Source organism: Chitinophaga oryziterrae (assembly GCF_009758125.1).
Classification (GTDB): Bacteria; Bacteroidota; Bacteroidia; order Chitinophagales; family Chitinophagaceae; genus Chitinophaga; species Chitinophaga oryziterrae.
Map to the genome: position 1 here is coordinate 546,402 of NZ_WRXO01000002.1, position 12,895 is coordinate 559,296.

Annotated in this window: 11 protein-coding genes; 9 read left to right on the forward strand and 2 right to left on the reverse strand. The window is 44.8% G+C overall.

What is annotated here, in order from left to right; genetic code table 11:
* Positions 1 to 51 precede the first annotated feature (51 nt).
* Together GO495_RS09865 and GO495_RS09870 are read left to right on the forward strand one after the other, a co-directional pair.
* Positions 52 to 1,320: a sensor histidine kinase gene (locus tag GO495_RS09865; protein ID WP_157299514.1), complete on the forward strand. Its 1,269-nt coding sequence runs from the start codon at positions 52 to 54 to the stop codon at positions 1,318 to 1,320.
* The gene (locus GO495_RS09870) at positions 1,292 to 2,002 is read left to right on the forward strand and encodes a LytR/AlgR family response regulator transcription factor (protein ID WP_089782818.1); all 711 of its coding nucleotides are present in this window, start codon (positions 1,292 to 1,294) and stop codon (positions 2,000 to 2,002) included. Before GO495_RS09865 ends, GO495_RS09870 begins: the two co-directional genes overlap by 29 nt.
* Positions 2,003 to 2,075: 73 nt before the next feature.
* Here GO495_RS09870 and GO495_RS09875 read toward each other — a convergent pair whose 3' ends face one another.
* Positions 2,076 to 3,203, reverse strand: a complete 1,128-nt coding sequence (locus GO495_RS09875) for a cysteine desulfurase family protein (RefSeq protein ID WP_157299515.1) — start codon at positions 3,201 to 3,203, stop codon at positions 2,076 to 2,078.
* Between the two features lie 193 nt (positions 3,204 to 3,396).
* Entirely contained in the window at positions 3,397 to 4,779 is a 1,383-nt protein-coding gene (gene glmM, locus GO495_RS09880; RefSeq protein WP_338075392.1) for a phosphoglucosamine mutase, read from the reverse strand.
* 253 nt (positions 4,780 to 5,032) lie between these two features.
* Between glmM and GO495_RS09885 the strand changes: the two genes are divergently transcribed.
* The 7 genes from GO495_RS09885 (at position 5,033) to flxB (ending at position 12,894) form a co-directional block, all read left to right on the forward strand.
* Positions 5,033 to 7,048, forward strand: a complete 2,016-nt coding sequence (locus tag GO495_RS09885) for an LTA synthase family protein (RefSeq protein ID WP_157299516.1) — start codon at positions 5,033 to 5,035, stop codon at positions 7,046 to 7,048.
* A gap of 19 nt (positions 7,049 to 7,067) precedes the next feature.
* Positions 7,068 to 7,835, forward strand: a complete 768-nt coding sequence (locus GO495_RS09890) for a class I SAM-dependent methyltransferase (protein ID WP_157299517.1) — start codon at positions 7,068 to 7,070, stop codon at positions 7,833 to 7,835.
* Positions 7,836 to 7,837: 2 nt separating this feature from the next.
* Positions 7,838 to 8,416: a phosphatase PAP2 family protein gene (locus GO495_RS09895; RefSeq protein ID WP_157299518.1), complete on the forward strand. Its 579-nt coding sequence runs from the start codon at positions 7,838 to 7,840 to the stop codon at positions 8,414 to 8,416.
* Positions 8,413 to 9,144: a ZIP family metal transporter gene (locus GO495_RS09900; protein ID WP_157299519.1), complete on the forward strand. Its 732-nt coding sequence runs from the start codon at positions 8,413 to 8,415 to the stop codon at positions 9,142 to 9,144. Before GO495_RS09895 ends, GO495_RS09900 begins: the two co-directional genes overlap by 4 nt.
* 23 nt (positions 9,145 to 9,167) lie before the next feature.
* The gene (locus GO495_RS09905; protein WP_157299520.1) at positions 9,168 to 10,469 is read left to right on the forward strand and encodes a hemolysin family protein; all 1,302 of its coding nucleotides are present in this window, start codon (positions 9,168 to 9,170) and stop codon (positions 10,467 to 10,469) included.
* Between the two features lie 158 nt (positions 10,470 to 10,627).
* The gene (flxA, locus tag GO495_RS09910; protein WP_157299521.1) at positions 10,628 to 12,169 is read left to right on the forward strand and encodes a flexirubin biosynthesis tyrosine ammonia-lyase FlxA; all 1,542 of its coding nucleotides are present in this window, start codon (positions 10,628 to 10,630) and stop codon (positions 12,167 to 12,169) included.
* Positions 12,166 to 12,894, forward strand: a complete 729-nt coding sequence (gene flxB / locus GO495_RS09915) for a flexirubin biosynthesis SDR family reductase FlxB (protein WP_157299522.1) — start codon at positions 12,166 to 12,168, stop codon at positions 12,892 to 12,894. Before flxA ends, flxB begins: the two co-directional genes overlap by 4 nt.
* Position 12,895: the final 1 nt, after the last annotated feature.

The window sequence follows — 12,895 nt, forward strand, 5'->3', positions numbered from 1 at the left end:
TAACACCCCCTTTAACGGAATTGAGTGTAAGTTTATCGCGCTTTTGGCCACATGATAAATTTAAAACTACTCTATAAAAGCCGGTTATTTAATGTTGGACTGCATATTGTAGTTTGGACCTGTTTCCTGTTTTTTCCTTTTTTCATCTACAGGATCAAAATCCAGCACCCTTGGTTCTTTGCCCGTGAAATAGTAGATAATCTCTTCCTGATAGGTGTTTTCTATCTCAACTTCTACATACTCATCCCAAGATATTTTACTTTAAAGAAGATCGTTTACTACCTGAGCTGTGTCATCTTCATGCTGGTTTTCATCATCATGCAGCAGGCGCTCACGGATTATCTCTTCTGGAAAACCTATGCGGCCCAGGAAACGGCAGCCAGCAGAGGCCAGGATATAGGGTTTACGCCTCCGCCACCTTTCAGTCGTTACCATGCCCCTGAGGATCAGGATATTATAAAGCAGAGCAGGAGTATCTATTTCAGGGAAAAGCCACCCATTGCCTTCGAAGAAGGCATTTTACACGATACCGCTGCTGCAGGCATGCCTCCCCAGCTACGGCTAAGGAGAGTACCTACTTTCCTGGACTATATCCTGTTCCCGGAAATACTGCGTAAATCGGTCTTTGCCGCGCTGCTCATGCTTTTCATGAGTGGATTTATCAAGATCGCCCAGGAATGGTTCAAGAGTGAACAACAGCGGGAAGCCCTGAAAGTAGAGAACCTGAATGCGGAATTAAAATTTTTAAAGTCTCAGATTAATCCTCACTTCCTTTTTAACTGTCTAAACACTATCTATTCACTTGCACATAAACATTCTGCACAAACGGAACATGCTATTGTAAAGCTGTCAACCATCATGCGGTACATGATTTATGAATCGAATGAAGACAAAGTGCAATTGCAACAGGAACTGCAATACCTGGAAGATTACATTGATATTCAACGTTTAAGGATGCCGGACGATATCGTGGTAGACTATGCGGTACAGGGGAACCCGATAGGGTTACGGATAGAACCCATGCTGTTGGTGCCATTCGTGGAGAATGCATTTAAGCACGGGATCAGCTACGCAGAGCCTTCCTTCATCGCCATCGCAGTGGCTATCGAGAAAAACCAGGTACGGCTGGTAGTAGAAAACAGTATGTTCCGGCAAAGGGTAGCAGAAAAAGGGGGGATAGGATTGCAGAATGTGCGCAAAAGACTGGAATTGCTCTACACCGAAGACCATGAATTAGAAATAACAGAAGCTGATAACCAATTTATTGTTGATCTTAAAATAGTGTTGAAAAATGATCAGGTGTATAGCGGTGGACGATGAGCCACTGGCATTGGAAATAATTACTGATTTTGCAAAGAAAGTCCCCTTTCTTCAGCTGGTAGGTACGTTTGAAAATGCGGCGGAGGCTTTGCGTTTCTTACAGGAAGAAAAGGTAGACCTCCTTTTCCTGGATATCAAGATGCCTGATATTACCGGTATTCAATTCATGAAATCGCTCAAATACCCTCCTATGGTGGTGTTTACTACTGCTTACGGTGAGTATGCGCTGGAAGGATTTGACCTGGAAGTAGTGGATTACCTGCTTAAACCTGTTCCCTTCGAACGTTTCCTCCGCGCAGCTACCAAAGCATTGGAACTGAGGACAATGTCCCAGCAGAAGAATGGCGATAGCAGCAATAATCATGTGAATGACTACATCTTTATTAAGACAGAATACAAGATCATCAAGATCAATCTGGAAGATATTCTCTTTATAGAGGCATTGAAAGATTATACCAAGATCTATACACCTTATCAGCCGGTATTGACACTGCGCAGCCTGAAATCATTTGAAACCAGACTACCGTCAGATAAATTTATCCGGGTACACAGGTCTTATGTTGTTTCCCTGAATAAGATTAATTCTGTGGAGAAGAATACGGTAATGATTGCTAATCAGTCTATTCCGATCAGTGATGGGTATAGAGAGAAGTTTTATGACGTGATCAACAGAAATTCATAAATAAGAAAAGGAGAAAGACGAACATCTTTCTCCTTTTGCTTTTAAGCCACCGGCATAAACCCGGCACTCCATATTATATAATATCCTTCAACTTAGTCACTACTTCATCCACTTCTTCTTTCGTATTATTCTTGCTGAAAGAGAACCTTACCGCTATATGGTTAGGGTTGCTGGAAATGGCGCGGATCACATGAGAACCCAGATCTGCGCCGGATGTACAGGCACTGCCCCCGGAGGCACAGATACCATTGATATCCAGGTTAAACAACAGCATCTCGCTCTTTTCTGTTTTAGGGAAAGACACGTTCAGCACTGTGTACAGGCTACGGCCATACAGATCGCCATTAAAACCGATACCCGGAATATGTTGCTGCAATTGTTCTGCCATGTACATACGCAGGTCGTTGATGTATTTGCTGTATTCTTCGTAATGAACAGTAGCCAGTTCCAGCGCTTTGGCAAAACCAACAATGCCGTACAGGTTCTCTGTACCGGCACGCATGTTGCGCTCCTGGGAACCACCCTGTATAAGAGGGGTGATCTTCACATTCTCATTTACATAGAGGATACCCACGCCTTTAGGACCATGGAACTTGTGTCCTGCTCCGTTAATGAAATGTACAGGTGTGTTGCGGAGGTCGAAAGGATAGTGCCCTACGGTTTGCACAGTATCGGAATGGAAGATAGCATCGAATTCTTTGCAAAGGTTACCTACAGCATGTATGTCCAGCAGATTGCCGATCTCATTGTTAGCATGCATGAGTGTTACCAGGCATCTCTCTTTGGAGCCGGCCAGTAGTTCACGCAGGTGAGCCGGGTCCACATGTCCGTCTGCCAGCAGGCGTACATTGCTGAGTTTCACGTTCTCCTTAGAGTGCAGGTGTTCTACAGTGTGCAGGGTAGCGTGGTGTTCTATCTCGGAAGAGATGATATGACGGCAACCCAGGTTATGGATGGCCGCAGCAATAGCAGTGTTGCTGCTTTCTGTGCCTCCGGAAGTGAAGAAGATCTCTCCGGGATTGGCGTTCAGGATCTTTGCGACTGACTTACGTGCCGTTTCAATGGCCAGACGTGTTTCGCGGCCATATGAATAAATAGAAGACGGGTTCCCGAACTTCTCGGTCATGTAAGGCAGCATCACATCCAGGACGTCTTTATCCAGCGGCGTGGTAGCTGCATTGTCAAAGTATATTCTTTTCAAGGTGGTTGGTGGTTTTTGATATAAAATAAATGCCCGTTGGCGGACACAAATGTCCAACTTTTTTTGAAAATAACGCTAAAACGTGTAGTGCCTCAGTTTGATTACATAATCTACGCTGGCATAACATTTAAAAACGAAATTGGCGGATACAAATGATGTATCCGCCAATTTGCCCATATATCTTTACTGATTATCAATGCATAAACTCACGGATATCCTGCATGATCCTCTTGGCGATATTATCTGCCGTGGTCTCATTCTGGCTTTCCGCATAGATCCTGATAATAGGTTCTGTATTGGATGTACGTAAGTGTACCCAATCTTTCTCAAACTCTATTTTCAGACCGTCTTCTGTGTTCAGCGGCTGATTTTTGTATTTGCCTTTGATCTTTTCAAAGATGTCTTTTACGTCCACACCTTTGTCGAGTTCTATTTTGTTCTTGGAAATGAAATAGTCGGGATAGCTGTTACGCAATGCTTTCAGGTTCTTTTTGCTTTGAGCCAGGTGACTCAGGAACAAACCAACACCGATGAGTGCATCACGGCCATAGTGCAGGTCCGGAACAATGATACCACCATTACCTTCTCCACCGATTACGGCATTTACTTCCTTCATTTTACGCACCACATTTACTTCCCCAACAGCAGAAGGATGGTATTCTCCGCCATTTTTGAGGGTAATGTCCTTCAGTGCCTGGGTGGAAGAGAGATTGGAAACGGTATTCCCTTTCCTGGTCTTTAATATATAATCAGCCACGGCTACCAGGGTATATTCTTCACCAAACATGCTGCCATCTTCACAAACAAAGCAAAGGCGGTCAACGTCAGGGTCTACTGCTATGCCCAGGTCGGCATTGGACTTATTCACTTCATTACTGAGGGCCGTCAGGTTCTCCGGTAACGGTTCCGGATTATGACTGAATTTGCCGTTCACCTCATCGAATAATACAGTTACATCCTCTACTCCCAGCGCTTTGAGCAGGGCAGGGATGAAGATGGCGCCGGTAGAGTTTACCGCATCCAGTACTACTTTGAAGTTACGGGCCTTGATAGCCGGCACATCCACCAGGGGGTAGTTAACTACCAGGTCTATGTGTTTCTGCAGATAACTGTCGTCTTTACGGTAAGTACCCAGTTTGGAGACGTCTGCAAAGACAAAGTCTTCCCGTGCGGCGATGTCCAGTAAGAGGGCTCCTTCTTCTCCGGAGATGAATTCTCCTTCGCTGTTCAGCAGTTTCAGGGCGTTCCATTCTTTAGGATTGTGACTGGCAGTGAGGATGATACCGCCAGCGGCGTTTTCCATCTTCACGGCTATTTCCACAGTCGGAGTGGTGGAGAGGTCCAGATCAACCACATCCAGGCCAAGGCCGTTGAGGGTTGCCACTACCAGTTGCTTCACCATTTCTCCGGAAATACGTCCGTCACGTCCGATAACTACTTTTTTATTGTCGGATTGCTGTGTCAGCCAGGTGCCGTAGGCAGCTGTAAATTTGACAACATCAAGCGGGGAGAGTCCCTCGCCGGGTTTGCCTCCAATAGTTCCGCGAATACCGGAAATTGATTTGATCAGTGCCACGATTTTTCAATTTTTAAAGGAAGGGCAAATATAAAGTGACTATTCCCAAAAGAAAAATTCCATATTTCCTACTGCGGTCCTATATACCCTCAAAGGCCCTGCCAGGTAAAATTCAATGGTATATATATGATTTTAAGTTGATTTTAAGTTCTTATACCCCCTTTGATAGAAGTGGAATTTGGTATATTTGCAGCCACGTTTAAATTTTTGTTATGTTTTTAAACGCATTTGATCTAAAACAGTTGCTCTTTACATGAAATACACTTGGAAGAATATACCACGGTATATTCGTTACGTTATTTTGCAGGCATCTTACCTATTCCTTTTTTCTGTAATATTCCGCCTGGTATTCTACTTCTTCTTTTTTAAGACTACCGTAACAGGCACATCACCTGTTCTGAAGGCCTGGTATCTTGGATTGAAGTTCGACTTGCGGCTTACCCTGATCCTGATGGTCCCGGTCCTGATTATTACACTGATATGGCGGAACGGGTTCTTTCACAAGACTTTCCTTCGCAGGATTGCCTTCTGGTACTTCTTTATCATATACTTCGTGCTTATATTATTATATGCCCTGGACCTGGGGCATTATGCCTACCTGGCCCTGCGTATAGATCCTAACATTTCCCGCTTCCTGTTAAGTGGTGAGAGAGCGGATACTGCCAGTATGTTGTGGCAGACCTACCCGGTGATACGTGCTTTCATCGGCCTGCTGCTGTTCCTGTTCCTTGTTAGCAGGTTGCTGATGACTACTTACCGCAGACTGGCCAACCAGCCGCCTAAGAAGATCACCAACTGGCGTTTTGCAGGATGGGCAACCAGTGTAGTGCTGCTTTTTGCCGCCGGCATCTATGGGAACTTTGCTTATTTCCCGCTGCGCTGGAGCCAGGCGATGTTCTCCCGCGATAACGGGATTACCAGTCTTGCACTCAATCCTATCTTATACCTCGTATCCAACCTGTCTGTAAGAAATGATACCTACGATCTGAAAATGACCAGGAAGTATTATCCCGTGATAGCGAAATACCTGGCCGTAGATAGTCCGGATGTAGATAAGCTGAACTTTGTAAGAACAATAGCGGCAGATCCGTCCAGGCGTAAAATGAACGTTGTACTGGTAATGCTGGAATCTACCGGTGCCTGTGTAACCAGTATGTACGGTAATCCTATGCAGGCTACACCACATATGAAGAGCATTGCAGACAGTGGCATCCTGTTCAAACATTTTTATGTGCCGGCTATCAGTACGGCAAGAACAGTGTACGGTGTAACAACCGGTTTACCGGATATCGCGATGGCCAATACTGCTTCCCGTCACCCGAAGATGGTGGACCAGCGGGTAGTGATGGACCAGTTCCATGGGTACGAAAAGTACTACCTGCTGGGTGGTAATACCAACTGGGCAAACATCCGTGCAATATTTACCAGCAATGTGGAAGGTGTGAAAATCTTTGAAGAAGGTTATTATAAAGCACCGAAAGCAGACGTATGGGGTGTATCTGATTACGACCTGGTTACAGAAGCAGATGAAATTTTCAGGGATGCCCATCAGCGTAATCAACCTTTCATTGCCTTCCTGCAACTGGCAGATAATCACCCTCCTTATACTACTACGGCCGGTTCGGGCGACTTTAAAAAAGTCACTGAAAAGGATATAGATATGGAGAAGTTCAAACAGGCAGGCTTCGTTTCCATAGATCAGTTTAATGCTTTACGTTATGAAGATTACAACGTAGGACACCTGATAGACCTGGCAAGGAAAGGCGGTTACCTGGAAAATACCGTATTCATTATGTTTGGGGATCATAACTGCGCGCTGAATCCTTACCACTTCATGCCGATACCGGAATATGAACTGGGCAGCGGCGGTGTACATACGACTTGCTTTATGTATAGTCCGGGTAATGTGCAGCCGGCAGTAGTGAACCAGACGACCAGCCTGGTGGATGTATACCCTACAATGGCCACCATAGTGGGTATGCCGGTTAAGAACTATACGCTTGGACAGAATATGCTCGATTCTTCCCGTGCAGGTCGCTATGCTTTTAGTACTTTTGTAAAGAATATGCAGACATATATTGCCATAATGGGCGACAGATACCAGTATGAGATTAATTATGCGACGCAGGAATCTGCTTTGTACGATCTTCAGGGAGACCCATTAAAGAATATAAAGCTGCAACAACCGGATACGGCAAAGGCGCTCGATAATTTAACGCGTGCATTTTACGAAAGCACCCGATATTTGATGTTTAATAATAAGAAATAGGGCGCATTTATTACAAAGCATGGAAGTTTATAAAGAGATTGACGTGGAAGTACAAAAACAATGGTTTAAAGACTGGTTTAATTCTCCTTATTATCACCTGTTATATAATAACCGGGATAGTCAGGAAGCAGCATCTTTCATAGATCATCTCCTGGAGTACCTGCACCCGGCTGCAGATGCCACCATGCTGGATGTGGCCTGTGGCCGCGGCCGTCATTCAAAATACCTGGCAGACAAAGGATATACTGTTACCGGTATAGACCTGTCTATACAAAGTATCAACATCGCCAAAAAGATGGAAAATGATCATCTGAGCTTTTTCCAGCACGATATGCGCCTTCCTTTCAGGGTCAATTACTTCGACTTTGTCTTTAACTTCTTTACCAGTTTCGGTTATTTTGATACGCAACGTGAGAACGAAAATGCCTTACGTACGCTGAAGAATGCCCTGAAACCCGGCGGTACCCTGGTACTGGATTACCTGAACAGCTCATATGTGGCTGCTCACCTGGTACCGGAAGAATCTAAGGAAAAGGAGAATGTATTATTTGATATCCAGCGGGAAGTAGCAGACCATAAATTCCTGAAACAGATTGATATCCTGGACCAGTCCAGGAAACAGCGGGCTTGCTTTACGGAAAGCGTAAACGCATATACGAGAGAGGATTTTGAAGAAATGTTTGCCCATCAGGGATTAGAGATAGTACAGATCTTTGGGGACTACCAATTTAATAACTACGATGAACAGGCTTCACCACGACTGATCATTATAGCTACAAAACCATAGCCATGCTGGAGAAACTGCTTCGTCTGGATCTTAAACTCTTTTTCCGGATCAATAATCAATGGCAGCATCCCTGGCTGGATGCTATCATTCCCTGGTTGAGGGAGCCTTTTGTATGGGCGCCTTTATACCTGTTCCTGGGCCTGTTCGTCACTATCAATTATAAATGGAGAGGATTCTGGTGGATCGCATTCTTCCTGATTACTTTCGGACTGGCAGACCAGTCAAGTTCTCACATCAAAGACTGGATAGGCCGTGTAAGACCCTGCCGTGATCCTTTATTACAGCATTATGTGAGGGTACTTGTGTCATATTGTCCGGGTAGTGGCAGCTTTACCTCTAATCATGCTGCCAACCATTTCGCATTAGGTACTTTTTGTTTTCTTACATTCAGGCATATTTCCAAATGGTATGCCTCTCTGTTCTTCCTCTGGGCTTTTATGATCAGCTATGCCCAGGTGTATGTGGGTGTGCATTATCCGCTGGATGTTGCCGGCGGTGCTGTACTCGGCATATTTATTGGGTTGTTGAGCGGCGGGTTCTTTCAGCGCCGTATCAGGCTGGAAGATGAATTAACACCATGAACTGGATCTTCTTAATAATTATATTTCTTGCAACCCTTGGTGGGGGCATTATTCCAATGGTAGTCAGGCGGATACATCCTAACCTGCCTCTTTATCTGCTGGGCTTTACCGGCGCCTGTCTTTTCGGGATCACTATCTTGCACCTGCTGCCGGAAGTATTCCATGAACTGGGACATAGTGCCGGCATTTACATTGTGATCGGTTTCTTTTTCCAGGTAGCTTTAGCACAGTTGTCACACGGTACGGAACACGGACATACACATGTGCCCCAGAACGATCATCATCATGTGGCCGTAGCTCCTTTGTTGCTGGGATTATCTATACACGCTTTCATGGAAGGTATCCCGCTGGGATTCCATTTTAATGACAGCGCGTCCATGTCTTCCCTGGTCATAGGTGTAGCCGCCCATAAACTGCCGGAAGCACTAACGCTGATGACAGTAATGCTTCATTCCCATCAGAAAGGAATGAAATTGTGGCGAATCTTACTTATCTTTTCGCTTGTAACACCACTGGCTGCAGTGCTTGCCGCTGAAGCAGGCAGCCATTCTGCACAGATGGAACATGTCCTTACATATGTGGTAGCGCTCGTCATCGGGGCCTTTCTGCATATATCAACCACCATATTTTATGAGAGCGGCACCAAACACCATGAATTGAGCTACCGCAAGGTATTGGCTATTTCAGCAGGACTGCTTTTAGCATTTCTTACCTTAATATTTGAATAATTCTTTATTTTAGCCTTTGTATCATGGAAGTCGTCGTCATTATCCTCGTCCTTATTTTATTAAATGGCTTGTTCTCAATGTCTGAGAGTGCCATGGAATCGGCCCGTAAAGCAAGGCTGGAATTCCTGGCCAACAAAGGCGATGAAAAGGCAAAAACAGCGCTCAAGCTGGCCAACAACCCTGACAGATTTTTATCCACTGTTCAGATAGGTATTACTCTCATTAGTATTTTAATAGGTATCTACTCCGGTGCAACCTGGAGAATGGAACTCATAGATATAGTGGCACGGATAGAATATCTGGCGCCTTACAGCCATGGCATTGCCACGGCTATCATCGTGCTGGTGATCACTTACTTCACCATCGTATTGGGTGAACTGGTGCCCAAACGCCTGGGTGTTGCCCGTCCGGAAGCTATTTCCAGACAACTGGCTGCGCCTATGCTCTGGTTATCCAGGATCACTTCACCTTTTATCTGGTTGCTCACCATCTCAACAAACCTGCTGGTAAGCTTGTTTAAGCTGCAACCTTCAGATAATAACAATGTGACGGAAGAAGAGATCAAAGCGATGATCAATGAAGGAACAAGTTCCGGCGCTATTGAAGAAACCGAGCAGGAGATCATTGAGCGTGTATTCCATCTTGGAGACCGTAACATCACCTCTCTCATGACCCACCGTACAGATATAGTATGGCTGGATATGACCGATCAGAAAGAAATTTTAAGAGATAAGATTTTTGAGAGCGTACACTCTGTTTACCCTGTATGCGATGGCCAGATAGATAAAATATTGGGTATCGTATCTATTAAGGACCTCTACCTGGCTGCTGCCAGCAACAATTACACCCTGGAACCAATCATAAAGAAACCCCTCTTTATCCCGGAGAACAACTCTGCTTACCAGGTACTGGAAAAATTCAAGGAAACGCAGAGTCATGCTGCATTTATCGTGGATGAATATGGTACGTTCCTGGGCATGATCACATTAAATGATATCCTGGAAGCCATTGTAGGCGATATGCCGGAAACCGGTCAGGATGATGATTATGAGATCGTAAGACGTGAAGACGGATCTTACCTGGTAGACGGGCAGATTCCTTTTTACGATTTCCTCAGCCGTTTCGATAAGGAAGACTGGATGGCCGAATTTGAGCAGGAGTTTGATACGATGGCAGGTTTTATTCTCCATCACCAGGAACATATACCCAAAATCGGAGAAAAGTTCGAATGGAGAGGATTTACTTTTGAAATAGTTGATATGGATGCCCACCGTATTGATAAAGTATTGGTGGAAGCTCCCGAACCAGGGGTCGAAGAAGGATAATACAACAACCGGTAGTGACTCAGTCTGATTTTTGGATGCAGGGCGAAGCCCCGCAAAATCCCCCTGAGGCGCTATCAAATAACCTATATTATGTTCTTAATTAGAATTTGCTAATTTTGAGGGCTTTTTCACATATTTAAATATTATAATTTAAAATAATGGTCGTTTTAGGAAGTAAGGTACTTTCACTGGAAGAAGTGTACCGGGTATTATTTGGGGGGGAAGAATTAAGTCTGGATGAAGCAGCCGTGCAACAGGTAGAGGAAAACTTCCTGTTTCTTCAGAAATTCTCAGCCAAAAAGCTGATCTACGGAATTAATACCGGGTTTGGACCAATGGCACAATACCGTATCAGTGAAGACGATACACACCAGTTACAATATAACCTGATCCGCAGTCATAGTTCCGGTGCAGGTAAATACTTACCTCCGGTCCTGACCAAAGCATTGATGATAGCCCGTTTGAGCAGCTTTATGCAGGCTCATTCAGGAGTACATGTGGAGGTAGTGACCTTACTCAAAGACCTTATCAATAAGAACGTATATCCCTGCGTTTATGAACACGGCGGTGTAGGCGCCAGCGGAGACCTGGTACAACTGGCGCATCTGGGATTAGTATTAATCGGTGAAGGAGAAGTAGTGTACGAGGATAAATTACAGCCCACCGCAGAAGTGTTTGCAAAGCTGGGGATCAAACCTATGAGCGTGCATGTGCGTGAAGGACTGGCGGTGATCAACGGTACTTCTGCCATGACAGGCATAGGACTGGTGAACATTATACAGGCAAAGAAACTGCTGGACTGGAGTTGCATCCTCTCTGCCATGATCAATGAAGTGGTAGAAGCATTTGACGATCATTTATCACATGAACTGAATGTGGTGAAACTGCACGAAGGACAGAATAAAGTGGCCGCAGCTATGCGCCATGTGCTGAAAGACAGTAAGATGGTCCGCCATCGTCCGGATCATTTCTACAAAGAACTGGAAGAAGAGATCTTTAAAGATAAAGTACAGGAATATTACTCTTTACGTTGTGTACCTCAGGTATTAGGCCCTGTATATGATACACTGGTACAGGCAGAAAAGATAGTGATACAGGAATTGAATTCAGTGAGCGATAACCCGGTAGTGGACCATCATCATCAAAATGTTTTTCATGGTGGTAACTTCCATGGTGATTATATCTCCCTGGAAATGGATAAAGTGAAGATCGCTATCACGAAGTTGTCCATGCTGTCCGAAAGACAACTCAACTACCTGATGAATGATAAGCTGAACCACAAGTTCCCGCCATTCATGAACCTGGGTAAACTGGGCTTCAACTTTGGTATGCAGGGTATACAGTTCACCGCTACTTCAACGGTAGCAGAGAACCAGACGCTGTCTTTCCCGATGTATGTACACAGTATTCCCAATAACAATGACAACCAGGATATTGTGAGCATGGGATGTAATGCAGCGCTGATGACACAGCGTGTTATTGACAATACATTTGAAGTACTGGCTATACAGGTGATGACGATGTTGCAGGCAGTAGATTACCTGAATTGCCAGGATAAGCTGTCCAGCTTCTCACACAGGATCTACAGTGAAGTAAGGGCTATTTTCCCTAAATTTATTGAGGATAGCCCTAAATATAAAGATGCTAAAAGGATTAAAGAATATCTGCAGACGCATGAACCGGAAATAGTATTTATATGAAATGTGCTTTAATAACAGGAGGCTCAAGAGGGATAGGCAGGGCGATATGTATAAAAATGGCGGAGCTGGGCTATTATGTACTCATCAATTATAAGGGCAATGAAGCAGCGGCCAACGAAACGCTGGAAGCTGTGCGTGCAAAAGGAAGTGATGGGGAGATCCTGAAATTTGATGTGGGAAATGAAGAGGAAGTACAGGCGGTGTTAGGTGGCTGGGTAGAGAATAATAAAGAGAAACAGGTAGAGGTGCTGGTGAATAATGCCGGTATCCGCGAAGATAACCTGCTGTTCTGGATGAACAGTACGCAGTGGAGAAATGTGTTGAACAGCAGTCTGGATGGATTCTTCTATGTAACCAAGCAGGTACTGAACAATATGCTGATGAAGCGTTACGGACGTATCATCAATATTGTGTCCTTATCCGGTATCAAAGGGATGCCAGGGCAAACGAATTACTCTGCGGCCAAAGCCGGTGTAATTGGGGCTACCAAAGCGCTGGCGCAGGAAGTGGCCAAACGCGGTGTAACGGTAAATGCAGTAGCACCCGGGTTTATCAGAACGGATATGACAGCAGACCTGAATGAGAAAGAGCTGGCGGCACAGGTGCCTATGAATCGCTTTGGTACACCTGAAGAAGTAGCTGAAGCAGTTGCGTTCTTTGCCTCAAAAGCTTCCGCTTATATTACGGGAGAAATATTATCAATTAACGGAGGACTATACACTTAAT

Bases quoted from the DNA above. Each gene is read 5' to 3' on its own strand.
- GO495_RS09865 (WP_157299514.1), top strand. From the start codon at position 52: ATGATAAATTTAAAACTACTCTATAAAAGCCGGTTATTTAATGTTGGA.
- GO495_RS09870 (WP_089782818.1), top strand. From the start codon at position 1,292: ATGATCAGGTGTATAGCGGTGGACGATGAGCCACTGGCATTGGAAATA.
- GO495_RS09885 (WP_157299516.1), top strand. From the start codon at position 5,033: ATGAAATACACTTGGAAGAATATACCACGGTATATTCGTTACGTTATT.
- GO495_RS09890 (WP_157299517.1), top strand. From the start codon at position 7,068: ATGGAAGTTTATAAAGAGATTGACGTGGAAGTACAAAAACAATGGTTT.
- GO495_RS09895 (WP_157299518.1), top strand. From the start codon at position 7,838: ATGCTGGAGAAACTGCTTCGTCTGGATCTTAAACTCTTTTTCCGGATC.
- GO495_RS09900 (WP_157299519.1), top strand. From the start codon at position 8,413: ATGAACTGGATCTTCTTAATAATTATATTTCTTGCAACCCTTGGTGGG.
- GO495_RS09905 (WP_157299520.1), top strand. From the start codon at position 9,168: ATGGAAGTCGTCGTCATTATCCTCGTCCTTATTTTATTAAATGGCTTG.
- flxA (WP_157299521.1), top strand. From the start codon at position 10,628: ATGGTCGTTTTAGGAAGTAAGGTACTTTCACTGGAAGAAGTGTACCGG.
- flxB (WP_157299522.1), top strand. From the start codon at position 12,166: ATGAAATGTGCTTTAATAACAGGAGGCTCAAGAGGGATAGGCAGGGCG.